The sequence below is a fragment of the Streptomyces flavovariabilis genome (genome assembly GCF_000725785.1).
Lineage (GTDB): Bacteria > Actinomycetota > Actinomycetes > Streptomycetales > Streptomycetaceae > Streptomyces > Streptomyces hawaiiensis.
Genome location: NZ_JNXD01000014.1, coordinates 75609 through 99918 on the forward strand (window position 1 = coordinate 75609; position 24310 = coordinate 99918).

The following is a 24310-nucleotide window of genomic DNA, read 5'->3' on the forward strand; positions in this document are numbered from 1 at the left end:
GTCGCGGACCTCGAAAACGGGGTCCGCGCTATGTCGGCAGGGGGCGGCGCAGGTACTGCAGGACGATCCGTCCATCGCCGGAGAGGGTCACTCCTCGGTTAGCAGGAGCCTCTGCGCACCGGTCGGGGCAGCAGAGGCGGAGGCGCATCGATCGCGCCTCCGCCAACAGATTAATCAAGACACGGCCCGGTGCGGCAGTGGCGGCCGCCCGGGGGATCGTCCGAGTCAGTCCTGACGCCGTTCGGGGCCCGCTGCGGAACGGGCCTCGACGAGCGCCCGCAGCGCCCGGGCATCGGCGATCGCACGCTGCCTGGCCAGGCCCGGCTGGATGCCCAGAGCAGGCAGGCTGGTGCCGTCGCTGAGGTTGAGGAACACCCACGGGTCGCCGGCCCGGAGGGTCACCTGGAGGATCTCGGCCCACTCCAGCCGGCGCTTGTTCGTGAGATTGACGACAGTGACGCCGTCCTCGTCGACGACGACCTTGGGACGCGCCAGCAGGAGCAGCACGGCGTCCAGAAGGAGCGCCGTGAAGACGAAGCTGACGCGCTCGCCGGGACTGAGCTGCTTCAGCAGCATCGCGACCGCCGTGATCACCACGAAGATGGCGACGGCCGCGGTGAGCAGCACCACGCGCGTGCTGCTCGGCCGGAACGTGACGGGCAGGGTGGGCAGCTCGGACATCGGACCGCGCCTCTCAGAGACGGCAGGCGTGAATGGCCGTGGTCAGGATGGCCCGGGCGCCGATGTCGTACAGGTCGTCCATGATCCGCTGGGCTTCCTTGGCCGGGACCATCGCGCGGACGGCGACCCAGCCCTCGTTGTGCAGCGGGGACACGGTCGGGGACTCCAGGCCCGGCGTGAGGGCGACGGCCTTCTCCAGCTGCTCGACGCGGCAGTCGTAGTCCATCATCACGTACGTCCGGGCGACCAGGACGCCCTGGAGGCGGCGCAGGAACTGCTGCACCTTGAGGTCGTCGGCGTCCGCGCCGGTGCGGCGGATCACCACCGCCTCGGACTGCATGATCGGCTCGCCGGCGACCTCCAGACCCGCGTTGCGCAGCGAGGTGCCGGTTTCGACGACGTCGGCGATGACCTGGGCGACGCCCAGCTGGATGGCGGTCTCGACGGCACCGTCGAGGTGGACGACGGAGGCGTCGATGCCGTGCTCGGCGAGGTGCGCCGCGACGATGCCCTCGTAGGAGGTGGCGATCGTCTTGCCCGCCAGGTCCGCCAGACCGCTGACGGTGCCGGGCTTGGTGGCGTAGCGGAAGGTGGAGCGGGCGAAGCCGAGGGCGAGGATCTCCTCGGCTTCGGCGCCGGAGTCGATGAGCAGGTCCCGGCCCGTGAGGCCGATGTCCAGCTGGCCGGAGGCGACGTAGATCGCGATGTCGCGGGGGCGGAGGTAGAAGAACTCGACCTCGTTCACCGGGTCGACGATCCGCAGCTCCTTGGACTCCCGGCGCTGCTGGTAGCCGGCCTCATGCAGCATCTCCGCCGCAGGGCCGGACAGGGAACCCTTGTTGGGGACGGCGATGCGCAGCATGAGGTCGGCTTCCTTCGCGTGGAGTCTGTGGTGTCGTACGGGGGGCGGTCGCGGCTTACAGGTGGGCGTAGACGTCGTCGAGGGAGATGCCGCGGGCGACCATCATCACCTGGACGTGGTACAGCAGCTGCGAGATCTCCTCGGCGGCGGCTTCCTTGCCCTCGTACTCGGCGGCCATCCACACCTCGGCGGCCTCTTCGACGACCTTCTTGCCGATGGCGTGGACGCCCTTCTCGACCAGTTCTGCGGTGCGGGAAGTGGCGGGATCGCCCTGGGCGGCCTTGTGCTGGAGCTCGGTGAAGAGCTCCTCGAACGTCTTCTTGGACATGGTGTCGCTCAGCCTATGCCACACGCGGCTTTCGTCAGCGCCAGGGTTCGGATACTGAGCGGAGGGTGGCCGCGGTCGCCACCGCCGCCGTCACCGCCTCGTGCCCCTTGTCCTCGCTGGAGCCCTCGATGCCGGCCCGGTCCAGGGCCTGCTCCTCGGTGTCGCAGGTCAGCACGCCGAAGCCGACGGGGACGCCGGTGTCGACGGAGACCTGGGTGAGGCCCTGGGTCACGCCCTGGCACACGTACTCGAAGTGGGGGGTTCCGCCGCGGATGACGACGCCGAGGGCGACGATCGCGTCGTAGCCGCGGCCCGCGAGGACCTTGGCGACCACCGGGAGCTCCCAGCTGCCGGGGACCCTGAGCAGGGTCGGCTCGTCGATGCCCAGGTCGTGCAGGGCGCGCAGGGCGCCGTCGACCAGACCGTCCATCACCTTCTCGTGCCACTGTGCCGCGATGACGGCGACCCGGAGGTCACCCACATTGCGTACGGACAGCTCCGGTGCACCCTTGCCGCTCACGTCTCTCCCTCTGTGCTCTCTTACTGATTGCCGCAGGCCGGCACGGTGGTCGTGTCCAGCCAGGGCAGGTCGTGGCCCATCCGGTCCCGCTTGGTGCGCAGGTAGCGGAGGTTGTGCTCGCCGGCGCTCACGGGCATCGGCACGCGGGCCTTCACCGCGATGCCGTGGCGGACGAGCGCATCGGTCTTGTCGGGGTTGTTGGTCAGCAGCCGGACGCCGCGCACGCCGAGGTCGGCGAGGATCTGCGCTCCGGCGCCGTAGTCGCGGGCGTCGGCGGGCAGGCCGAGTTCCAGGTTGGCATCGAGGGTGTCGCGGCCCTGCTCCTGGAGTTCGTAGGCGCGCAGCTTCGACATCAGGCCGATGCCGCGGCCCTCGTGTCCGCGCAGGTAGACCACGACTCCCCGGCCCTCGGCCTGGATCCGGGCCAGCGAGGCGTCCAGCTGAGGGCCGCAGTCGCAGCGGACCGAGCCGAACACGTCGCCGGTGAGGCATTCGGAGTGGACGCGGACGAGGACGTCCTGGCCGTCACCGATGTCGCCGTGCACGAGGGCGACGTGTTCGACGCCGTCGACCGTGGAGCGGTAGCCGTAGGCGGTGAACGTGCCGTGAGCGGTGGGCAGTTGGGTTTTCGCCTCGCGGCGGACGGTGGGTTCGCTGCTGCGGCGGTAGGTGATCAGGTCCTCGATGGAGATGATCGTCAGGCCGTGCTTGCGGGCGAAGGGGATCAGCTCGGGCAGGCGCAGCATGGTGCCGTCCTCCCCGGCGATCTCGACGATCGCGCCGGCCGGGCGCAGGCCCGCGAGGCGGGCGAGGTCGACGGCGGCCTCGGTGTGGCCGTTGCGGGTGAGGACCCCTCCGGGCCGGGACCGCAGCGGGAAGATGTGCCCGGGGCGGACGAAGTCGTCGGCTCCGGAGATGCCGTCGGCGAGCAGCCGGAGGGTGGTGGCGCGGTCGGAGGCGGAGATGCCGGTGCTCACGCCGTGCGCGGCCGAGGCGTCGACGGAGACCGTGAACGCGGTCTTCATCGACTCGGTGTTGTCCTCGACCATCTGCGGGAGCTTCAGCCGGTCCAGTTCGTCGCCCTCCATGGGGGCGCAGATCAGGCCGCGGCACTCGCTCATCATGAAGGCGACGATCTCGGGGGTCGCCTTCTCGGCGGCGATGACGAGGTCGCCCTCGTTCTCCCGGTCCTCGTCGTCGACGACCACGACGGGGCGGCCGGCCGCGATGTCGGCGATGGCCTGCTCGACGGGGTCGAGCGCGAAGTTCTCGACGTCGTCGGTGCTGTACAGGGCGGTTGCGGGATTCATGCCGGCGCTCCTTCCAGGGTGGGCCGCGCGGCCTGACGCGAGCGCAGCCACCAGTCGCGCATGCCCCACAGGACGAGCGCGCCGTAGATGACGTAGACGAAGCCTGAGAAGGCGTAGCCGTTGGCGAAGTTGAGGGGCACGCCCACGAGGTCGACGAGCAGCCAGGCGAACCAGAACTCGACCATGCCGCGCGCCTGGGCGTACATGGCGACGACGGTGCCGACGAAGATGTACGCGTCCGGCCAGGGGTCCCAGGACAGGGTCGGGTACGCCGTGAAGAGCAGCGCCACCGCGACCGTGCCGGCGGCGGCCGCCGCGGCCATCGCCGCGCGCTCGCGCCAGGTGGCGAACCGGACGGCGATGTGGCCGTCCTCGTCCTGTCCCTGGCCGCGCCGCCACTGCCACCAGCCGTACAGGGCGACGACCATGACGACCGCCTGCTTGCCGGCGCTGCCGGTGAGGTGGCCGAAGAAGGCGCCGAAGAGGATGAGGCCGGCCAGGAACTGCACGGGCCAGGTCCAGATGGAGCGCCGCCAGCCAAGGGCCAGGGCGGCCAGGCCGAAGAGGTTGCCGACCATGTCGGACCAGAGGATGTGCTGACCGAAGAGGACGAACGCCTCGGAGTTCAGCGTGTTCACCGGGTCGCCCCCTGCGCCCGGTCGCCCAGCATCCGCTCGACGTACTTGGCGATGACGTCCACCTCGAGGTTGACCGGGTCGCCGGGCTGCTTGTGGCCGAGCGTGGTCAGGGCGAGGGTGGTGGGGATGAGGCTCACGGTGAAGTGGTCGGGGCCCGCGTCGACGACGGTGAGGCTGATGCCGTCGACGGTGATGGAGCCCTTCTCGACCACGTACCGGGTGAGGTCCGCAGGGAGGGAGATCTTCACGAGCTCCCAGTGCTCGGACGGCTTGCGCTCCAGGATCTCGCCGGTGCCGTCCACATGGCCCTGCACGATGTGCCCGCCGAGGCGTTCGCCGACGGCCATGGGGCGTTCGAGGTTGACCCGGGAGCCGGCCTCGAGGACACCGAGGCTGGAGCGGTTCAGGGTCTCGGCCATGACGTCGGCGGTGAATTCGTCGCCCTCGTGGTCGACGACCGTGAGACAGACGCCGTTCACGGCGATCGAGTCGCCGTGCTTGGCGCCTTCGGTGACGACTGGGCCGCGCAGGCGGAAGCGACAGGCGTCGTCGAGGGTCTCGACGGCGGTGACCTCGCCCAGCTCTTCGACGATTCCGGTGAACACTTCCCGGGTCCTCCTGCCTCTTCGGGCACGGACTCCGGGGCTGTCGATGACGACAGAGGATACGAGCAGGGACACCGCGGACGACGCCGGACGGAGTCCGCCGCGAGGGACGGACTTCTGGGCGGCGCGCACGAATGCCCGCTCGCCGCGCACTGCCTCCCATCCGGACTTTAACCGTCGGTCCAGGAATTTCACCTGGTCAACCGGCCGCTGGAGGCGACCGGGTCGCGGACTGTAACCGCCGGTTCGGACTTTCACCGACCCCGGAGTGCGCTGCTACTGGTACACGGCCAGTGTGCCATGCCTGATCGACGTTCAGAGAGGCGGAGTGTGTGGGCTGCCTCACAGAACGTGTCACCCCCCTTCCCGAGCGCGACCGGAGCCCCAACTTGCCGGTCGGCGCACCCTCTTGACGCCCGGGATCGGTACGCACCTATTGACGCAATGGTCTAGTCCTTTCTAGGGTCGACGCCAGGGCCGACACCCCCCGCAGACCGGCCCGGCGGCGGTGACGACGGCCCTTGCCCGCCGTCGGGCCTTCCCACGCCGTGCGCACGGCGTTCTGGCAGGGTGAGTCGTATGACCACGACGACCGCCGACGAGTTCGAGATCCACCGGCGCCGGATGTTCTCGCTCGCCTACCGGCTGCTGGGCTCCGCCGAGGAGGCCGAGGACGCGGTCCAGGACGCGTATCTGCGCTTCAGCGGAGCCGACCGGGCCGTGATCGAGCAGCCGGCGGCCTGGCTCGCCAAGGTCGTCACGAACCTCTGCCTGAACCGGCTGACCTCCGCGCGGGCCCGCCGCGAGCAGTACGTCGGGACCTGGCTGCCCGAGCCGGTGGTCACCGGGGACGGCACGCTCGGGCCCTTGGAGTCGGCCGAGCAGCGGGACGCCGTGTCGATGGCGATGCTGGTGCTGCTGGAGCGGCTGACACCGACCGAGCGGGCGGTGTACGTGCTGCGGGAGGCGTTCGGCTACGGGCACCGGGAGATCGCGGGGGTGCTGGACCTGAGCGAGGCGAACTGCCGCCAGCTGTACCGGCGGGCCGCGCAGCGGGTGAGTGCGCCGCAGGCCCGGTTCGAGCCCGCGTCCGAACAGCAGGAGGAGCTGGTCACGTCGTTCATCACCGCGGCCCGCGAGGGTGATCTGGCCGGGCTGGAGAAGCTGCTCGCGGCCGAGGCGACCTGGTGGAGCGACGGCGGCGGCAAGGTCACCGCAGCGCGTTGGCCGATCGAGGGCGGGCAGCGGATCGCCCACTTCCTGGCGGGCGGGGGCCCGAAGTTCGCGGCGGGCCTGGACTTCACGCCGGTGGAGGTCAACGGAGCGACCGGGCTGGCCACCTGGGCCGGCGACACCCTGGTGGGACTGGCGGCGTTCGAGGTGCGCGACGGGCTGGTCACGGGGGTGCGGGCCGTGGTCAACCCGGAGAAGCTGGCGTTCGCGCGGCGTCAGCTCACCCGGGCGTAGGACCGCCGGGTGCGCCTGTCACATTCCGCGGGGGGTGTTCGGTCCTAGCTGGCGTGGGGCGCTCCATCCGGGAGCGCCGGGCGTCGGAAGGGACTGAACAGCATGACCACGATCCTGGTGACCGGCGGTACCGGAACGCTCGGCCGGCTCGTCGTCGAGCGGCTGCGCGCGGACGGGCACGAGGTGCGGGTACTCAGCCGGCACAGTGAGCCGTACGCGGTCGATCTGCGGAAGGGCGGTGCAGGGCTGGACGCGGCGGTCGCCGGTGTGGACACGATCGTGCACTGCGCGTCGTCGCAGAAGGGCGACGAGGAGGCGGCGGCGAACCTGATCAGGGCGGCGCGCGGGGCGCGTGTGCCCCACCTCGTGTACGTCTCCATCGTCGGCGTCGACCGGGTGCCGTTCCGCTATTACAAGAGCAAGCTCGCGGTGGAGCGGCTCGTCGAGGAGTCGGGGCTCGGATGGACCGTGCTGCGGGCGACCCAGTTCCACGACCTGCTGGCCATGCTGCTCCAGGGGCTGTCGAAGCTGCCGGTGCTGTTCCTGCCGGCCGGCCTTCGGGACCAGCCGGTCGAGGTCGCCGAGGTCGCGGACCGGCTGGCCGGACTCGCGGCGGGTGGGCCGGCGGGGCGGGTCGAGGACATGGGCGGGCCCGAGGTGCGGACGTTCGAGTCGCTGGCCCGCGCGTACCTGAAGGCGTCCGGGCGACGGCGGGCGGTGGTGAACGTGCCGCTGTGGGGGGCGGCGTACCAGGGCTTCCGGAGTGGGGGGCATCTGGCACCGGAGCAGGCCGTGGGCACCGGGTCGTTCGAGGAGTACCTGGCGAGGCGGTTCACGAGCGGCCAGGTACGGGCGGCGAGCGGGCGGGGCGGGGAGGGCCGGCCGGGGGCGTAGGCACCGGAGCGGAGCGGGAAGCAGCGGCCATGGGCCCGGGCGCCCGGGTGTGACAGCCCTGGCGTCGCGTCCTACCGGCCCGGGGACGGCTGCGGCAACCGCTCCCCCGGCGTGAAGAGTTCCTCCTGGGCGCGGTCCCGGGCCGTCAGCAGCGCGCCGCGCAGGACCGCGCCGCCGCCCAGGGTGGTCGTACGTACCTCCGTGGGCAGCGGTGTCATCCGGGCGATGCGGTCCTGCACGCGTGCGGCGAGTTCCTTGCCGCCGGCCTCACCGACCTCACCCCCGAGCACCACGCACCCGGGGTCCAGGATCGCGACCACCGACGCGACTCCGACGGCCAGGCGATCGGCGAGGGCGTCGAGGAAACGGGCAGCGGGGACGGCGGGCGGGTGCTCTTCGGTGGATCCGGGCGCCGGACCGGCCGCGGCTCCCTCCTCCCGGGCCCGGGCCACCGCCCCCCGCACCACACCGGCCGCCGCCCGCACGACCCCGGGGGCCCGCGACGCCTCCTGCCCCGGCTCCGTCGGCACCCTGTACTCGGCAGCGAGTTCCACGACCGCCGCCGACGAGGCCAGCGAATGGAAACCGCCCTCGCAGTCCGTCGAGGTCGGCAGTGCGGTCGTACCCGGGACCGGGAGGAAGCCGATCTCGCCGGTGCCGCCGGAGGCGCCGCGGCGGAGGGCGCCGTCGAGGACCACGGCCGCCCCCGTCCCGTGGCCCAGCCACAGCAGGACGAACGTGTCCCGGTCCCGGGCCGCCCCGTCGCGCTGCTCGGCCAGCGCCGCGAGGTTGGTCTCGTTCTCGACGCGGACACGAGCCTCGGGCAGCCGCTCCTGGAGGGTGGCGACGAACCGGCGGTGCCACTCCGGCAGCCCGGTGGAGTCACGGAGTTCGCCGCTGGACGGGTCGATCAGGCCGGGCGCCCCGATCCCCACGGTGTGCAAGCGGTCGGCGCCGGCTTCCTTCGCCACACGCTCGACCAGGGTGACCGCCTGCTCCACGGCCGGACCCGTCCCCGTATCCCCGCCGATCGGCACCGACGCCTCGGCCAGCACCCGCCCCACCAGGTCCGCGACGGCCACGGCGACGCCCTCGGTGCGGATGTCGAGGGCGGCCAGGTGCGCCCGGTCGGCGACGATGCCGTAGACCTTCGCGTTGGGGCCGCGCCGCTGCTCCCCCGCCTCGCCGACCACCGCGATCAGTCCGGCGGCGGTGAGGCGTTCGACGAGGTCGGCCACGGTCGGCCGGGACAGACCGGTCAGCTGCTTCAACTGCCCTGCCGTCAACGGGCCTTCCTGCTGGAGCAGACGCAGGGCGAGCCGGTCGTTGATGGCCCGGGCGGTGCTCGGGGATGCGGGCATGCCGGGATCCTTCCAGATCGGCGGGACCGTCGACCGGGCCCGCCGGGAGACCCTCTTATTATCAGGCAGGGTTCCTGATAGTTTACGCCCGCACCGGGCACGAGCACGGCAGAGACCTGGAGGGGGACCGCAGAATGGGCAAGGTGGTCGACGAACAGCGCGAGGTGAAGCGGTCCCGGTACGCGGTGGCCGCCGTCTTCGCCGTGCACGGCGCCGTGACCGGCTCGTTCGCGACCCGCGTGCCATGGATCCAGGACCACGCGGGCGTCAGCGCGGGCCAGTTGGGGATCGCGCTCGCCTTCCCCGCGCTCGGCGCGTCCGTGGCGATGCCGCTCGCCGGCAGCATCAGCCACCGCTTCGGCGCCCGCAACGCGCTGCGCGGACTGATCGCCCTGTGGACGCTGTCCCTGATCCTGCCCTCCCTCGCCCCGAACCTCCTGACGCTCTGCCTGGCCCTGTTCATCTACGGCGCGACGGCGGGCATGGCGGACGTGGCCATGAACGCGCTGGGTGTCGAGGTCGAGAACCGCCTCGGCCGGTCGATCATGTCCGGGCTGCACGGCATGTGGAGCGCGGGCGCCCTGGTGGGCTCGGCGGCCGGCACGCTCGCCGCGCACCTCGGCTCGGACGCCCGGCTGCACCACCTCCTGGCCGCCGCGGTCCTCACCGTCGTCGGCGTGCTGTCCTGCCAGTGGGTGCTCGACCTGCAGCCCGCCGAGGACGAGGAGCCGCCGCCGCGCTTCGCGCTGCCGCCCCGCTCGGCGCTGCTCATCGGCGCGATCGGGTTCTGCGCGGTGTTCGCGGAGGGCGCGAGCCTGGACTGGTCGGCGGTCTATCTGCGCGAGCAGCTGGAGACCTCGGCCGGTCTCGCGGCGGCGTGCACGACGGGCTTCACCCTCACCATGGCTGTCGCCCGGCTCGCCGGTGACAAGATCGTGGACCGCTTCGGTGCGGTGCGGACGGTACGGGCGAGCGGTGTGTTCGCCGTCCTCGGCGGGCTGCTGATCGTCCTGGCGGATCATCCGGCGGTGGCCATGAGCGGGTTCGCGCTGATGGGTCTGGGCATCGCCGTCGTCGTGCCGCTGTGCTTCGCGGCGGCGGGCCGCAGCGGATCCAACCCGAGCCTGGCCATCGCGGGCGTGGCGACCATCACCTACACCTCGGGCCTGATCGCGCCGAGCGCGATCGGCATGCTGGCGCAGGCGACCAGCCTGATGGTGTCGTTCTGCCTGGTGACGGCGCTGTCGTGCGGGCTGGTGGCGTTCGCGGGCGTGCTGCGACCCGGCGAGCGGACGAAGGTCGGCCGCCCGGACGCGGCGGTCCCCGGCCCCCGCCCCTGACCAGACGGGCGTCCGTCCAGGTCGCCCCGGTCACCGCCGCTCCCGGCGCACCCCGACAATGGTCCGGACACGCGCAGGCACGACGAAAGCGAAACCGCACCATGGATCTCGGCGTCCGCTGGAAACTGCACGGCGACGGACGCACCCCGGCGCCCGGCGCGGTGGTCCGCCCCGACGAGCGGCTCTCCTGGCCCCGCACGGCCGGACTGGGCGCACAGCACGTGGTGGCGATGTTCGGGGCGTCCTTCGTGGCCCCGGTCCTGATGGGCCTGGACCCGAACCTCGCGATCATGATGTCGGGCGTCGCGACCGTCGTGTTCCTGCTCGCCACCCGCGGCAGCGTGCCCAGTTACCTCGGCTGCTCCCTCTCCTTCGTCGGCGTGGCCGCGGTCATCCGGGCGCAGGGCGGCAGCAGCGCGACCGTGACGGGAGCGGTGTTCGTCGTCGGGGGCGCGCTGTTCCTGGTGGGGCTGGCCGTGCGGCGGTTCGGTGCGCGGATCATCCACGCCACGATGCCGCCGATCGTGACCGGCGCGGTGGTGATGCTGATCGGTTTCAACCTGGCGCCGGTGACGGCCTCGACGTACTGGCCGCAGGACCAGTGGACGGCCCTGCTGGTGATGCTGGTCACCGGTCTGGCGGTCGTCTGCCTGCGGGGTTTCTGGTCCCGGATCGCCATCTTCCTGGGACTGGTCTTCGGGTACGGCATCTCCTGGGTGTTCGACCTGGTCTTCGGCAAGATCCACTCCGTCGACGCGAGCGGCAAGCTGACCGACCACTGGCGGCTCGACCTCTCCGGCGTGGGCCAGGCCGACTGGATCGGGCTGCCCACCCTGCACGCCCCGTCCTTCGAGTGGTCGGCGATCCTGGTCGCCCTGCCGGTCGTCATCGCGCTGGTCGCGGAGAACGCCGGGCACGTGAAGGCGGTCGGCGAGATGACCGGCGACCCGCTGGACGACAAGCTCGGCACGGCGATCGCGGCCGACGGCGTCGGTTCGATGCTGTCCACCGCGGTGGGCGGCCCGCCCAACACCACGTACTCCGAGAACATCGGCGTGATGGCCGCGACCCGTGTGTACTCGACGGCCGCCTACTGGGCCGCCGCCGGCTTCGCCCTGCTGTTCGGCGTCTGCCCGAAGTTCGGCGCGGTCGTAGCGGCGATCCCGGGCGGGGTGCTCGGCGGCATCACCGTCATCCTGTACGGCATGATCGGCCTGCTGGGCGCGCAGATCTGGATCAACGCCGGCGTCGATCTGCGCAATCCGCTGAACCTGGTCCCGGCGGCGGCGGGCATCATCATCGGCGTCGGCAACGTCTCCCTGAAGTTCTCGGACACGTTCTCGCTGAGCGGCATCGCGCTCGGCACGGTGGTCGTCATCACCGGCTACCACGCCCTGCGGGCCTTCGCCCCGGCCCACTTGAAGACGCAGGCGCCGCTGCTGGACGAGGGCACCTCCTCCTACGACGACGCCAAGTCGTAGCCGCTACGGCGAGGCCAGGTCGTACGCGTACGACGCCGTGAACGTCCCGGGCCTGCCCTTGCAGCCGTCCGACTCCCCGGGCAGCTTCACCCACAGGTAGGCGTCGATCCGGGGCTCGCCGGTGCTCAGGGTCGGGGACCGGCCGAGCGCCCGGCCCGCCGGGTCGCACCACTCGCCGTCGGCCGGGGCGCCGTTGCCGTTGCGGCTGGTGTCGATGACGGCGCCGAGGCTCGCCGGGCCGCCGAGCGCGTCGAGGACCCGCCGGTCGTAGGCGACCTCGGCGGCGGTGGTGTGGAAGTTGGAGACGTTGCTGAAAATGCCGTCGGAGGACTCGGGCGAGGCGGCACCGGCCTGCCGGAGCCAGGCCGCCTGCTCGGCGGGCGGATTCCAGCCCGAATGACCGGCGTCGAAGTACACACGGGCCCGGGGGCCGGCGGCCTTCAGAACGCGGCCGGCCCGGGCCAGTGAGGCGAAGCGGTCCGCGCGTTCACCGGCGGAGAGGCACTCGGACTGGGCGACCGAGTCCGGCTCCAGGACGACGATGACCTCCCCGGAGCCCAGCCCGGCGGCGAACCGGTCGATCCAGGCGTCGTACGCGTCCAGGTCGGGCGCCCCGCCCTGGGAGTGGCCGCCGCAGTCCCGGCCGGGGATCGCGTACGGCACGACGACGGGCACCCGGCCGAGCGCGGCGCCGCCCGACGTCACCGCGGCGACGCGGGCGGTGACGGTTTCCGGGGAGTGGTCGGCGAACCAGACGGCCGCGGGCTGCCCGGCGATGCGGGACGCGATGACCGCGTGCCGGGGGTCGCCGGAGTGGGAGCGGACCCACTCGAGCACCTGCGAATCGGGGTGGCGGTAGAGCCGCCCGGCCCCGGTGGGGGTGCGCTCCCGCTTCGTCTCGGTCTTCGACGGCGTGGAGCTCTGCGTCCGGCGTACGGACGGTGACGGCGAGGGCGTGGGCGAAGCGGACTCGGTGGTGGCCGACGCGGACGGCGACGGCACGGCCGGCACGGGCGCCGGGCGGGGCGAGGCCGACACCTCGGGAGGCCCGGCCTCGTCCGAGGCCCGTCCGTCGTCGAACGCGGAGAGGACCCCTGCGAACGCGCCGGCCGCGACGACGAGCGAGGCCGCCACGACCATCGCGCCGCGCCGGGCGGCGCGCCTGCGCCCGGCCCTGCGGGCGGCCAGGCGCTGCACACGCGAGCCTGACACGGTGCCGCTCCCCCTCCCCCTGCGGCGGGCGGTGTTCCCCCGTTTCGGGGAAGCACCGGGCCCGCCGGTACTTCCGCCAGCCTAGAGCTGCGACTCTGCCCGCATGCCGCGATGCGAACAAGTCCCCCCGGCCGTGGACACTCCGGTCGACGCCGTCATCTCCCGTATGCGCGCGCTCGACGCGGCCCTCCACCCGCGGGACGGGGTCGCGGTCTTCAACCGCGTCTACCTCGCCGTGACGGAGGCGGTGGACCGGTACGTCGACACCGGGCGGTTCGCGGACGCCCACGCCGCGATCACGCTGGACGTACGGTTCGCGCAGCGGTACCTGGCGGCCGTCGAGACGGTGGCGGACGAGCGGCGCCCGCCCGCCTGCTGGCGGCCGCTGTTCCAGTTCCGCCGCCACCCCGGGGTACGGCCGTTGCAGTTCGCGCTGGCGGGCATCAACGCGCACATCGGGCACGATCTCGCGCTGGCCGTCGTGGACACCTGCCGTACGCTCGGCTGCGCACCCGTCGATCTGGAGGACGAGTTCGACATGGTGGGCGATCTCCTCGCCTCGCTGGAGGAGCGCATCCGCGAAGATCTGATGCCGGCCCCCGACCTGTTCCGGATCGCCGACCCGCTGACCCACCTGCTCGGGTCCTGGAGCCTGGACCGCGCCCGGGACGCCGCGTGGACGGCGGCCCGGGCCCTGTGGGCCCTGCGGGAACTCCCCGATGTCGCGGGCGAGTTCACCGAGCGCCTGGACACGGCGGTGGGCTTCGCCGGGCGCATGCTGCTCACGCCCCTGACCGAGCCGGGGGTGTGGCGCTAGTCCTCCGGCAGCTCGACGGGCGCGATCTCGTCGTAGAGGTCGCCCGGGCCCGGGTTGCTCGGGTCGGTCGTGCCGCCGAGGTGGTGCATGACGCCCCAGACCGCGTTGAGGGCGGTCTGGACGGCGCCCTCGGCCCAGCCGGCGGTCCAGGAGATGTCGTCGCCGGCGAGGAAGATGCCGCGCTTGTCCTCGGGCAGCCGGTCCTGCATGAAGTGCGTGAACAGGCGCCGCTGGTAGCGGTAGTGGCCGGGCAGGTTGGCCTTGAAGGCGCCCATGAAGTAGGGCTCGTTCTCCCAGGAGACGGTCACCGGGTTGCCGATGATGTGCTTGCGGATGTCGACCTTGGGATAGATCTCGCCGAGCGACTTCAGCATGACCTCCATCCGCTCGTTCGCGGACAGCGGCAGCCACTTCAGGCTGTCGTCGCACCAGGTGTAGGAGAGGCAGATGACGGCGGGCTTGTCCGGGCCGTCGTCGAGCAGGTAGGTGCCGCGCGTCATACGGTCGGTGAGCGTCATCGACATGACGTCCCGGCCGGTGTCCTCGTCCTTGTCCAGCCAGAACGGCCGGTCGACCGGCACGAAGAGCTTGGAGCTCTCCATGTAGTGGGTGCGCTCGATCGCCGTCCAGTGGTCGATCGGGAAGAGCGAGTCGTCGCAGGCGATCTTCGACAGCAGCATCCAGGACTGGGCGGTGAAGATCGCCGTCCGGTAGGTGCGGATGTCGCCGTGCGCGTCGGTCACCGTGATGCGGTTGCCGGCCGTGCGGTGCAGCCGGGTCACCGCCGGGCGGGGCTCGCCGCCCTCGTGCAGGCTCGCGAGCGAGGTGCCGAGGGGCCAGTGCACGATCTTCTGCGGCTCGCGCTCCCACAGGCGCAGCGGCAGCTGCTGGGAACCCCCGACGATGCCGCGGTGGTGGTCGTCGGCCTCGGTGTAGACGACGCGCAGGATCTCCAGGATGGAGTTCGGGAAGTCTGTGTCCCAGCCGCCCGTGCCGAAGCCGACCTGGCCGAAGATCTCACGGTGGCGGAAGGACTTGAACGCCTCGGAGTCGCAGAGGAAGCCGTAGAAGGTCTGGTTGTCGAGCTTCTCGACGAGCTTGGACCAGATCTCGCGGATGCGCGGCACGTCCCGCTCGCGCAGGGCGCGGTTCATGTCGGAGAAGTCGGCGCCCTCCTCCAGGCACCGGCCCCAGGCCTCGGCGACGTCCCGGTACACCTGCGGCAGGTCGTCGATCGTCTCGGCGTAGTGCGACTCGCCCTTGAGGTCGACGACGGTCGACGGGGTGGCCTCGGACAGGGGGTTGGGGAACGGCCGCGTCTGCAGGCCGACGAGGTCGATGTAGTGCTGGAGGGCCGTGGAGGACGGCGGGAAGCGCATCGCGCCCATCTCGGCGGTGAGGGACTCGTCGCACCCGTCGAAGCCCACCGTGCGCAGCCGGCCGCCGATCTGGTCGGCCTCGTACACGACCGGCTTGAGCCCCATCTTCATCAGCTCGTACGCGGCGACGATGCCGGACAGGCCGCCGCCGATGACCGCGACCTCCGTGCCGTGCTCCGTCGCGGGTATCTGCCCGAGGCCCGCCGGATGGGCGAGGAAGTCGTCGTAGGCGTACGGGAAGTCCGGGCCGAACATGGTGATCGGCGGCTGCTGCGCGTCAGCGTGCTCGACGGCGTTGGGCACGGTGGACGTCATGGGGTGCGGACTCCTTGCACAGATGCGAACGGGGCGGTTCAGGGGGGTGTCAGACGAGCGGGCCGTACAGGCCGGGCCGCCGGTCGTGCAGATACGGGTTGTCGGCGCGCGACGCGGCGAGGAAGGCCGGGTCGACGTCGGCGAGCACGAGTTCCTCGTCCCGCCCGGCCCGGGTCCGGGCGACCCCGTCGGGCCCGGCGAGCGTGGACAGCCCCACGAACTCGAACTCGCCCTCCCGGCCGACCCGGTTGACGTAGGCGACGTACATCTGGTTCTCGAAGGCGCGCACCGGGATCATCGACTCGGCGACGAACTGGAACGGGTGCATCTGCGCGGTCGGGACGACGAGCAGGTCGGTTCCGGCGAGGGCATGGGCGCGGACGTTCTCCGGGAACTCCACGTCGTAGCAGATGAGGATGCCGACCCGCAGGCCGTCGAGTTCGGCCTGGACTACCGTCTGGTCCCCGGGCGTGAAGTGGTCGCGCTCGAAGCAGCCGAAGAGGTGCGTCTTGCGGTAGTTCGCGAGCCGGGTGCCGTCGGCCGAGATCAGCTGGGCGGAGTTGAACACGGCGTCGCCGTCGCGCTCGGGGTAGGCGTAGGCGATCGCCAGGCCGTGACTCGTCGCGATCTCGGCGATCGCGTCCGCGCAGTCGCCGTCGGCGGGCTCGGCGAGGCGGCCGATGCCGTCGCCGATCGCGTACCCGGTCAGGAACATCTCCGGCGTCACGAGCAGCCCGGCACCCGCGGCGGCGGCCCGGCCCGCGGCCTCGTCGAGGACCTTGAGGTTCTCGACGGTGGAGCCGGGGCGGCCGGAGCTCTGGAGCAGGGCGGTGCGCATGCGTGTTCCTCACCGGGCGGAAGGGTGGTTGGAGGGGCCACGTAGACGGTACGGGCGGCTGACCAGGGCGGACAAGCAGGAGCCGTTGCGCGCCGGTGAACGGTTCGTTGCGTACGTCCGGGGCCGGACGGCGATTCGTTGCGCGCCCTGAGGCGTAGCCCGGCTCCTCCTCGCAGCCCGGGTCCGTCTCCTCTCCCCCGCCGCCCGGCGGAGACGGAGTCCGGCCCGGAGCGCGATGTCCCTTCCCCGCCGGGCCGGGAGAGTGGGGGCTGTCCACTCGGCCTGCGGAAAGGAACCAAATGAAGCGTCGTACGAAGATCGTCGTGCTCGGCTCCGCGCTGCTGCTCACGGCCGGGGCGGCCTCGGCCGCGACCGCGTCGGACGCGCCCCGGCAGCGGGAGGCCGCAGCGCTCACCGGCACCGCCATGCTGTACCGCTCGGCAGGGGACGACATCACGTTCTCGTTCGACGCGCATCTGGCGGCGCGGGACACCGCCGACCCGACGAAGGCCACCGGTACCTTCGAGTTCAGCCACTACCTGAACGGCGAGGGCGCCCGGGCGAAGGCCAAGGTCGACTGCCTGCTGACCGGCGGCAAAGTGGCCGTCGTCTCCGGAGTCATCACCGAGTCCGACCTCCCGGGCGCCGAGGGCAGGCGGGTCGGCGTCACCGTCCACGACCTCGGCCGCCACGACCGGCTCGGCTACAGCTGGGCTGCCACGGGCAGTCCCGTCGAGACGAAGGAGCTGCCCAAGTGCGTGAGCTCCGCCCCCTTCGAGCGGGTCGAGAGGGGGACGGGCGACTTCACGGTCGTGCCGTGGCAGCCCGAGCTCTAGCCAGGGCCAGGGCCGTCACCAGGTAGGGAATCGCCAGGACCGCGAACACGGTGCTGTGCGCCATGTCCGTCCCCAGCAGCGCGTACACACCGAACGTCGCGACCGTCGCCACCTCGGTGCCCAGGCTCGCCACCGAGGTGAGGGTGGCCCGGCGGGACTCGTCGATGCGGTGCTGGAGACGGACGTCGGCGAGTACCTCGGCCAGCTGGAACCCGGCGAAGGCGAGGCTCACGAGGGCGACACCGGCCAGGGAGCGGGCCGCGGCTCCCACGGCCAGGGCGAGGGCGGCACCCGCGAGCAGCACCGCGAGCCCGGTCGTGCCGAGGCGTTCGGCCGGTCCCGCCAGGAGGCTGCCGACGGTGACGCCCGCCCAGATCAGCATGATCAGGTAGGGCACGGTCGCCTCGGCGACGCCGATGTCCCGGACCAGCAGGGGGGTGTACTCGTCGAGGGCGCCCCACACCGCGGCCACGGCGGGGACCAGCAGCAGGGCGCCGCGCACCGTACGGTCCCCGCGGATCTCGGCGAGTCCGGTCCGCAGGGTCGTCACCCAGCTCTCGCCGGCGCTCTCGGGCCGCACCCGGTGCTCCGGGAACCGGGTCGCGGTGAGGGCGGTCAGCACACAGGCCAGGAAGCTCGCGGCACCGACTGCCGCGTAGCCGCCCCCGGCGAGGAGGGGCCCCGCGAGGCCGGTGGCGGCGACGGTGCCCAGCAGGCGCGCGGCCCGGGCCCGGCCCATGGCCCGCGCGTACCGGCCGACGGCACCGAGCCGGTCCAGCTCGTCGTAGACCAGCGCTTCCAGCGCACCGGAGCCGAGGGCGCCGCCCGCGCCCCACAGGACGAAGCCGGCCGCGAAGGCCCAGTACGACGGGGCCGCCACCCACAGCGCGAAGCCGGCGGCGGTGAGCAGCGGGCCGATCCACAGCAGCCTCCGGCGCGACACGGCGTCGGCCCAGACACCGGAGGGGACCTCCAGCAGCACGCCGGTGACCGACCACAGGGCGAACAGGGAGGAGATCTGCCAGAGCGACATGCCGGTGTCGGCGAAGAGCAGGGCGTACACCGGGTAGAGCAGGACGAAGTCGTCGAGGAACGCGTAGCCGTACAGCGTGGTCGTCAGCCGCCGGACACCGGTGGCGGGCACGCGTGCGGGTGAGAGTGTCATGAGGCCTTCCCGCAAGGACGGATCGGACGCCGGAGGTACGGCGTCCGAGGCGGTCCTCGGGAGGCACGGCTGGTGGATCAATGTCGCCAGGTCATGGCATCGATGCTAGGCCCGGCGCCCGGGCCCGGGCCACAGACTTACGTGGGCGATCCGGACGAGAAGCGCCGCAGCAGCGGCGAGAGCACGAGCACGGACTTGGTCCGCTCGACGAACGGCTCCCCGGCGATCCGCTCCAGGACCCGTTCGAAGTGGCGCATGTCGGAGGCGAAGACCTGGGCGATCGCGTCCGCGTCCCCGGTGACGGTGGACGCGGCCACGACCTCCTGGTAGCGCTCCAGGCCCCGCTGGATGGTCTCCGGGGAGGTGTTCCCGCGGCAGTAGATCTCGACGAACCCCTCGGTCTCCCAGCCGAGGGCACCCGGGTCCACCCTTACGGTGAAGCCGGTGATGGCTCCGGTGGCCCGCAGCCGGTCCACGCGCCGTTTCACGGCGGGCGCGGACAGGCCGACGAGCCCGCCGATGTCGGCGTAGGAGCGGCGGGCGTCCTCGGCGAGGGCGTGCACGATGCGTTCGTCGAGATCGTTCAGCACAGTGGGTGGATCACTTTTCGGATGGCGCGAGTCGGGAACGGCGATAGCCGTACAGGAAGTAGAACACGAGCCCGGCGGCCATCCAGACACCGAAGACCACCCAGGTCACGGCCGACAGGCTGCCCATCATCCAGAGGCAGAAGGCGAAGCCCAGCGCGGGCAGCACCGGGGAGAGCGGCACCCGGAAGGTGCGGGGCAGGTCCGGCTTGGTGCGGCGCAGCACCACGACGGCCACGTTGACGAGCGCGAAGGCGAACAGGGTGCCGATGCTGGTGGCGTCGGCGAGCTGCCCGAGCGGGATCGCGGCGGCCAGGACACCGCAGAACAGCGACACGATCAGGGTGTTGGCCCGGGGGGCGCCGGTCTTCGGGTGGACCTTGGCGAACACCTTCGGCACGAGCCCGTCGCGGGACATGGCGAACAGGATGCGGGTCTGGCCGTACAGCACGGTCAGGACCACGCTGGCGATGGCGATGACGGCGCAGAACGCCAGCAGCGTGCCCCAGAAGGTCTGCCCGGTCACCTCGCGCATGATCTGGGCGAGGGCGGCCTCGGAGTCGGTGAAGTTCTTCCAGGGCTTGGCGCCGACCGCGACGGCGGCGACCAGGACGTACAGCGCGGTGACGATGACCAGCGACAGCATGATCGCGCGCGGCAGGTCACGCTGGGCGTTCTTCGCTTCCTCGCCGGCGGTGGAGGCCGCGTCGAAGCCGATGTAGGAGAAGAACAGCGTCGCCCCGGCGGCGCTGACGCCGGCCATGCCGAGCGGCATGAAGTTGTCGTAGTTGCCGGAGCGGAAGCCCTGGACGCCGATGGCGCAGAACAGCACCAGCGCGGCGATCTTCACGATGACCATGACGGTGTTGGCGCGGGCGGACTCGCGGGCGCCGCCCAGCAGGAACGCCATCGCGAGCAGCACGACGATCAGCGCCGGCAGGTTGAACACGCCCCCGTCACCGGGCGGGGCGGACAGGGCGGCCGGGATGGTGACGCCGATGGTCCCGTCGAGCAGTTCGTTGAGGTATTCACCCCAGCCGACGGCGACGGCGGCGACCGACACGCCGTACTCCAGGACCAGACACCAGCCGCATATCCAGGCGATCAGCTCGCCCATCGTTGCGTACGCATACGAGTACGAGGAGCCGGAGACCGGGATGGTACCGGCCAGTTCCGCGTAGGACAGGGCCGAGAACAGGGCGGTGAGGCCGGCGATGACGAAGGCGAGCGTGACGGCCGGGCCCGCCTTGGGGACGGCCTCGCCGAGGACGACGAAGATGCCGGTGCCGAGGGTGGCCCCGATGCTGATCATGGTGAGCTGCCACAGCCCGAGGGTGCGGCGCAGCGACCCTCCCTCGCCCTGGCCACCCTCCGCGACCAGGCGTTCCACGGGCTTGCGGCGCATGAGGCGCGCACCGATGCCGGGGGGCGCGGGGGCGGCTGTCTGGCCTGGGTTCTGCGGGGGTGCGCCTTGGTCGAGCACGCGCTGGCTCCTTATCGCTGCCGGTCAGGGCGGCGGGGACCGCGGGCGCCCTTGAGCAGGGACCCACCGAGCGGAGTCCCCGCCACGCCACGTACGAGGCGACAGCCTATGAGCAACGGCGTTGCTGTCGAAATGCAGCAACCTTGCGCATCCCCGCAAGATCTTTGCGTTGCCGGGGGCTCGGCGGGTGTTCGTTGCGAGAGGGCTGCGGACCGTTGCGCCCGGGAGCCTTCAGAGCGCTCCGGCAGCTCGAGGTCCTCTGCCCCGCACTCGACGATCTCCATGCGCCGGGGCAAGGGCCGACGCATGCGAAACGGCCCCCGATTTCCCCGCGGAGCGGGGCGACGGGGGCCGTACGACGGGGGCCGGGGCCGGTCAGCTCCAGCTCGCGTGCAGCGGCTTGCCCTCCGCGTAGCCCGCCGCGCTCTGGATGCCGACGATGGACTTCTCGGCGAACTCCTCCAGGGAGCCCGCACCGGCGTAGGTGCACGAGGAGCGGACGCCCGCGATGATCGAGTCGATCAGGTCCTCGACACCCGGACGGGCCGGGTCGAGGAACATGCGGGAGGTGGAGATGCCCTCCTCGAAGAGCGCCTTGCGGGCGCGGTCGTACGCCGACTCCTCCGAGGTGCGGTTGCGCACGGCCCGGGCGGAGGCCATGCCGAAGGACTCCTTGTACGCGCGGCCCTGGGCGTCGTGCTGGAGGTCGCCCGGGGACTCGTAGGTGCCCGCGAACCAGGAGCCGACCATCACGTTGGACGCACCGGCCGCGAGGGCCATGGCCACGTCGCGCGGGTGGCGGACGCCGCCGTCGGCCCAGACGTGCTTGCCGTACTTCTTCGCCTCGGCGGCGCACTCCAGGACGGCGGAGAACTGCGGCCGGCCGACGCCGGTCATCATGCGCGTGGTGCACATGGCGCCGGGGCCGACACCGACCTTGACGATGTCCGCGCCCGCCTCGATCAGGTCGCGCACGCCCGCGGCGGCGACCACGTTGCCGGCGACGATCGGCACCTGCGGGTCGAGGTCGCGCACCAGCTTCAGGGCGCTGATCATCGACTCCTGGTGCCCGTGCGCCGTGTCGATGACGAGTGCGTCGACACCCGCGTCCAGCAGGTCCTGCGCCTTGCCCGCGACGTCGCCGTTGATGCCGACGGCGGCGGCGATGCGCAGCCGCCCCTGAGCGTCGGTCGCCGGCGTGTAGAGCGTGGCGCGCAGGGCGCCCTTGCGGGTCAGGATGCCGGCGAGCGTGCCGTCCTTGTTCACGGCCGGGGCGTAGCGGCGGTTGGCGTGGTCGAGGGTGTCGAAGGCCTCGCCCGGGTCCATGTCCGCGTCGATGAGCAGCAGGTCCCGGGACATGACCTCGGCGAGCTGCGTGAAGCGGTCCACGCCGGAGAGGTCGGCGTCGGTGACCACGCCGACCGGCTTGTGGTTCTCGTCGACGACGACACCGGCGTCGTGCGCGCGCTTGGGCAGCAGGGCCAGCGCGTCCGCGACCGTCTGGTGCGGGGACAGGATGATCGGGGTGTCCAGCACCAGATGGCGGCTCTTCACCCAGGAGACGACCTCGGTGACCACCTCGATCGGGATGTCCTGAGGTATCACCACGAGGCCGCCGCGGCGGGCCACGGTCTCGGCCATGCGGCGGCCGGCGATGGCGGTCATGTTGGCGACGACGAGCGGGATGGTGGTGCCCGTGCCGTCCGGGGAGCTGAGGTCGACGGCCTGCCGCGAGCCCACGGAGGAGCGGCTCGGCACCATGAAGACGTCGTCGTACGTCAGGTCGTACCCGGGCTGGATGTCATTGAGGAAACGCACGTGCTGCACATCCCAGTCGATCAGAGGTGACCCCCGGACCGGCCGGCCAGGGGGAAAAGAGCACGTACTTCATTCTCCCATGACGGACGCCCGAACCACCCCCAGCGGATCATCCAGGCTGGTCAGGGGTGCTCTCGGAGGATTCTCCAAGGCCGAGGGTCACGAACAGCCCCGGGCCCCGGTCCGTCGCCTCGGCGAAGATCTCCTCGGCGACCTGCCACTCCTCGGGCCGCGTCTCGGCGTACTTCCGCCAGCCCGCGACGACGACCAGCAGGCCCCGCTCCCCGGCCCCCTCGGGCCAGAGGGCGGGGTCGGCCATGGAGTCGGCGAGGGCGTCCCAGTTGCGGCCGAACCAGTCGGGCAGGGCCAGGTCGCGGGCGCAGCGGTCCATGAGGCCCGCCTTGTCCGTGACCCCGTCCAGGTCCAGGACGACCACGACCCGCCCCGCCGGGTCGTGCACTCCGTGCGCCTGTCCGGCCACCCTTCAGACTCCGTCCGGGTCGGACCTGTTGAGCGCCGACTTCGGCGCCGGGCCGGCCGTCAACAGGTAGTCCGCGGCCGAGGTGTCCGTCACCAGGCTGGTGACGAGCCCGGAGCGCAGCACCGCGTCGATCGCGGGCCCCTTGCGCTGCCCGCCCGCGATCGCCACGACCTCGGGGATCCGGCGGAGCTGGTCGGCCTTCACGGTGATGCACCGCTCGCCCAGGTCCCGTCCGATCCGGCGCCCATCGGCGTCGAAGAGGTGCGCGGACATCTCGGCGGCGACACCGAGGGAGGCGTAGTGCGCGCGCTCTTCCTCGGTGAGCATGTCGTGCACCGTGGAGATGCCCGGCTCCCAGGAGCCGATGGAGACGCAGGCGACGGTGACCTTGTCGAAGTGCTCGAAGGCCCGGGCGATGCCCGTCTGGTTGCGCAGCGCCGTGGCCGTGGCCGCGTCGGGCAGCAGCATCGGGGCGTAGATGGGATGGGCGTCGCCGCCGGACACCTGGGCGGCGCGGCGGACGGCCTCGACGGAGCCGCGTTCGGCGGTCCCGGCGTCGTACACGCCCGTCAGCTGCACCACCGTGCACGGGGGCAGCCGGTCGAGCGCCGCCGCCATGTGGATGGTGGAGCGGCCCCAGGCCAGGCCCAGCACATCACCTTCGTCGACCAGTTCGCCGAGCAGGTCGGCGCCCACCTCTCCCAGGTTCTCGGGGTCGGGTGACTCCTCGGCCTCGGCCGGGGACTCGACCACGACAGCGTGCCTGAGGCCGTAGCGGGCGCGGAGCGCGTCCGAGCGATCGGCGTCCAGCTCGGCGGGCACACGGATCTCGATGCGTACGAGATCCCGTTCGAGGGCGGTCTCCAGGACCCGGGCCACCTTGAAGCGGCTGACGCCGAACTCCTCCGCGATCTGGATCTTGGATTTCCCCTCGAGGTAGAAGCGGCGGGCCATGGCCGCCGCCTGCACCAGCTCAGCGGGTCCCATCCGCATGGCTGACCGGCCCGCCGACATACCCGACACGGCGTTCTCCTCACTGCTGTTCACACTCTGGATTCGCCGTTCATCCTTGCAGATCCGGCGCGGTTGATCAGCCCTGATGAGAGCCGTTCACTTTGCTGTGGCTCAGTGGTCGCAGGCCCAGGAGGCCTTCGCGGTGGCCGCCTCCGCCTGTGTGCGTAGTGCACGTACCGCCTCGGCCGGGTCGTTTGCCCCGTAGACCGCCGATCCGGCCACGAAGACGTCGGCTCCGGCGTCGGCGCACCGCTCGATCGTGGAAGCGGAAACCCCGCCGTCGACCTGGAGCCAGAGCTCCAGGCCGTGCTTGCTGATCAACTCGCGGGTGCGGCGAATCTTCGGAAGCATGATGTCGAGGAAGGCCTGTCCCCCGAAGCCCGGTTCGACCGTCATGATCAGCAGCATGTCGAGCTCGGGGAGCAGGTCCTCGTACGGCTCGATGGGGGTCGCGGGCTTCAGCGCCATGGAGGCGCGGGCGCCCTTGGCACGGATCTCCCGGGCGAGCCTGACCGGGGCGGCGGCGGCCTCGACGTGGAAGGTGACGGAACCCGCCCCCGCTTCCACGTACTGGGGCGCCCAGCGATCGGGGGCCTCGATCATCAGATGGCAGTCCAGCGGGGTGTCCGTCGCACGGGCGAGCGACTCTACGACCGGCACGCCGAGGGTGAGGTTCGGGACGAAATGATTGTCCATGACGTCGACGTGGAGCCAGTCGGCTCCCTCCACGGCCTTCGCCTCGTCCGCGAGGCGGGCGAAGTCGGCGGAGAGGATGCTGGGGTTGATCTGCGCGGCCATGGCCTAAGACTGCCATGCCCTCCGGGGGTTGTGGGCATCGGTCCCGGGTGGGAATGGTGGGACGTCGGCCGCGGGCCGTT

24 protein-coding genes and 1 riboswitch are annotated in these 24310 nt (G+C 71.9%); of the genes, 6 read left to right on the top strand and 18 right to left on the bottom strand.

The features are described 5' to 3' along the window. Positions 1–225: 225 nt before the first annotated feature. From IO24_RS0124485 to IO24_RS0124515, 7 genes are read right to left on the bottom strand one after another with little or no spacing between them, the layout of a single operon-like run. Positions 226–681, bottom strand: coding sequence for a PH domain-containing protein (locus IO24_RS0124485; RefSeq protein ID WP_031138880.1), 456 nt, complete (start codon positions 679–681; stop codon positions 226–228). 13 nt (positions 682–694) lie between these two features. Beyond that, positions 695–1543, bottom strand: coding sequence for an ATP phosphoribosyltransferase (hisG, locus tag IO24_RS0124490; RefSeq protein ID WP_031138882.1), 849 nt, complete (start codon positions 1541–1543; stop codon positions 695–697). A 55-nt stretch (positions 1544–1598) separates the two neighbouring features. Beyond that, the gene (locus tag IO24_RS0124495) at positions 1599–1871 is read right to left on the bottom strand and encodes a phosphoribosyl-ATP diphosphatase (RefSeq protein WP_003988914.1); all 273 of its coding nucleotides are present in this window, start codon (positions 1869–1871) and stop codon (positions 1599–1601) included. Positions 1872–1905: 34 nt separating this feature from the next. Beyond that, positions 1906–2391 carry a 6,7-dimethyl-8-ribityllumazine synthase gene (gene ribH / locus IO24_RS0124500; protein WP_004002733.1) on the bottom strand — a complete coding sequence of 162 codons (486 nt, stop codon included), beginning with the start codon at positions 2389–2391 and terminating at the stop codon, positions 1906–1908. Between the two features lie 20 nt (positions 2392–2411). Beyond that, positions 2412–3701, bottom strand: a complete 1290-nt coding sequence (locus IO24_RS0124505; protein ID WP_031138887.1) for a bifunctional 3,4-dihydroxy-2-butanone-4-phosphate synthase/GTP cyclohydrolase II — start codon at positions 3699–3701, stop codon at positions 2412–2414. Further along, entirely contained in the window at positions 3698–4339 is a 642-nt protein-coding gene (locus tag IO24_RS0124510; protein WP_031138889.1) for a nicotinamide mononucleotide transporter family protein, read from the bottom strand. Before IO24_RS0124510 ends, IO24_RS0124505 begins: the two co-directional genes overlap by 4 nt. Then, the gene (locus IO24_RS0124515; RefSeq protein WP_031138891.1) at positions 4336–4944 is read right to left on the bottom strand and encodes a riboflavin synthase; all 609 of its coding nucleotides are present in this window, start codon (positions 4942–4944) and stop codon (positions 4336–4338) included. Before IO24_RS0124515 ends, IO24_RS0124510 begins: the two co-directional genes overlap by 4 nt. A gap of 145 nt (positions 4945–5089) precedes the next feature. After that, a riboswitch (FMN riboswitch) is annotated at positions 5090–5220 on the bottom strand. 303 nt (positions 5221–5523) lie between these two features. On the opposite strand from IO24_RS0124515, the gene IO24_RS0124520 reads away from it, so the two are divergent. Next, positions 5524–6411: an RNA polymerase sigma-70 factor gene (locus tag IO24_RS0124520; protein ID WP_031138893.1), complete on the top strand. Its 888-nt coding sequence runs from the start codon at positions 5524–5526 to the stop codon at positions 6409–6411. A 102-nt stretch (positions 6412–6513) separates the two neighbouring features. Further along, on the top strand, positions 6514–7305 hold the full coding sequence (locus tag IO24_RS0124525) for an SDR family oxidoreductase (protein WP_037668359.1): 792 nt from the start codon (positions 6514–6516) through the stop codon (positions 7303–7305). A gap of 71 nt (positions 7306–7376) precedes the next feature. Here IO24_RS0124525 and IO24_RS0124530 read toward each other — a convergent pair whose 3' ends face one another. Further along, positions 7377–8666 carry an ROK family transcriptional regulator gene (locus IO24_RS0124530; RefSeq protein WP_031138898.1) on the bottom strand — a complete coding sequence of 430 codons (1290 nt, stop codon included), beginning with the start codon at positions 8664–8666 and terminating at the stop codon, positions 7377–7379. A gap of 134 nt (positions 8667–8800) precedes the next feature. Between IO24_RS0124530 and IO24_RS0124535 the strand changes: the two genes are divergently transcribed. After that, the gene (locus tag IO24_RS0124535) at positions 8801–10006 is read left to right on the top strand and encodes an MFS transporter (RefSeq protein WP_031138900.1); all 1206 of its coding nucleotides are present in this window, start codon (positions 8801–8803) and stop codon (positions 10004–10006) included. Positions 10007–10107: 101 nt separating this feature from the next. Next, entirely contained in the window at positions 10108–11487 is a 1380-nt protein-coding gene (locus tag IO24_RS0124540; RefSeq protein WP_031138902.1) for a uracil-xanthine permease family protein, read from the top strand. Between the two features lie 3 nt (positions 11488–11490). On the opposite strand, the gene IO24_RS0124545 is transcribed toward IO24_RS0124540, so the two are convergent. Then, entirely contained in the window at positions 11491–12627 is a 1137-nt protein-coding gene (locus IO24_RS0124545; RefSeq protein ID WP_031138904.1) for a glycoside hydrolase family 6 protein, read from the bottom strand. 175 nt (positions 12628–12802) lie between these two features. Here IO24_RS0124545 and IO24_RS0124550 point away from each other — a divergent pair, with 175 nt between their 5' ends. Then, positions 12803–13516 (top strand): DUF5995 family protein, encoded by a 714-nt coding sequence (locus IO24_RS0124550; RefSeq protein WP_031138906.1) that lies wholly within the window; start codon positions 12803–12805, stop codon positions 13514–13516. Here IO24_RS0124550 and IO24_RS0124555 read toward each other — a convergent pair. Both IO24_RS0124555 and IO24_RS0124560 read right to left on the bottom strand, forming a co-directional pair. Beyond that, entirely contained in the window at positions 13513–15210 is a 1698-nt protein-coding gene (locus IO24_RS0124555) for a flavin monoamine oxidase family protein (RefSeq protein WP_031138908.1), read from the bottom strand. The two genes, IO24_RS0124550 and IO24_RS0124555, sit on opposite strands and share 4 nt — an antisense overlap. 49 nt (positions 15211–15259) lie before the next feature. Then, complete coding sequence (locus IO24_RS0124560; protein ID WP_031138910.1) at positions 15260–16048, bottom strand: carbon-nitrogen hydrolase family protein; 789 nt, start codon at positions 16046–16048, stop codon at positions 15260–15262. A gap of 299 nt (positions 16049–16347) precedes the next feature. Between IO24_RS0124560 and IO24_RS0124565 the strand changes: the two genes are divergently transcribed. Continuing rightward, positions 16348–16884 (top strand): hypothetical protein, encoded by a 537-nt coding sequence (locus IO24_RS0124565; protein WP_031138912.1) that lies wholly within the window; start codon positions 16348–16350, stop codon positions 16882–16884. On the opposite strand, the gene IO24_RS0124570 is transcribed toward IO24_RS0124565, so the two are convergent. From IO24_RS0124570 to rpe, 7 genes are all read right to left on the bottom strand, one after another. Continuing rightward, positions 16853–18049, bottom strand: coding sequence for an MFS transporter (locus IO24_RS0124570; protein ID WP_031138914.1), 1197 nt, complete (start codon positions 18047–18049; stop codon positions 16853–16855). The two genes, IO24_RS0124565 and IO24_RS0124570, sit on opposite strands and share 32 nt — an antisense overlap. A 137-nt stretch (positions 18050–18186) precedes the next feature. Continuing rightward, positions 18187–18639, bottom strand: coding sequence for an Lrp/AsnC family transcriptional regulator (locus tag IO24_RS0124575; protein WP_031138916.1), 453 nt, complete (start codon positions 18637–18639; stop codon positions 18187–18189). Positions 18640–18649: 10 nt separating this feature from the next. Beyond that, positions 18650–20119 carry an amino acid permease gene (locus IO24_RS0124580; protein ID WP_031138918.1) on the bottom strand — a complete coding sequence of 490 codons (1470 nt, stop codon included), beginning with the start codon at positions 20117–20119 and terminating at the stop codon, positions 18650–18652. A 375-nt stretch (positions 20120–20494) separates the two neighbouring features. Then, positions 20495–21937, bottom strand: a complete 1443-nt coding sequence (locus IO24_RS0124585; RefSeq protein ID WP_031138920.1) for a GuaB1 family IMP dehydrogenase-related protein — start codon at positions 21935–21937, stop codon at positions 20495–20497. Between the two features lie 109 nt (positions 21938–22046). Then, positions 22047–22418 carry a barstar family protein gene (locus IO24_RS0124590; RefSeq protein ID WP_199808860.1) on the bottom strand — a complete coding sequence of 124 codons (372 nt, stop codon included), beginning with the start codon at positions 22416–22418 and terminating at the stop codon, positions 22047–22049. A 3-nt stretch (positions 22419–22421) separates the two neighbouring features. Beyond that, positions 22422–23465, bottom strand: coding sequence for a sugar-binding transcriptional regulator (locus tag IO24_RS0124595; RefSeq protein ID WP_031138924.1), 1044 nt, complete (start codon positions 23463–23465; stop codon positions 22422–22424). A 78-nt stretch (positions 23466–23543) separates the two neighbouring features. Then, a complete protein-coding gene (gene rpe / locus IO24_RS0124600; RefSeq protein ID WP_031138926.1) occupies positions 23544–24230 on the bottom strand; it encodes a ribulose-phosphate 3-epimerase in 687 nt (228 codons plus the stop codon). Positions 24231–24310 lie beyond the last annotated feature (80 nt).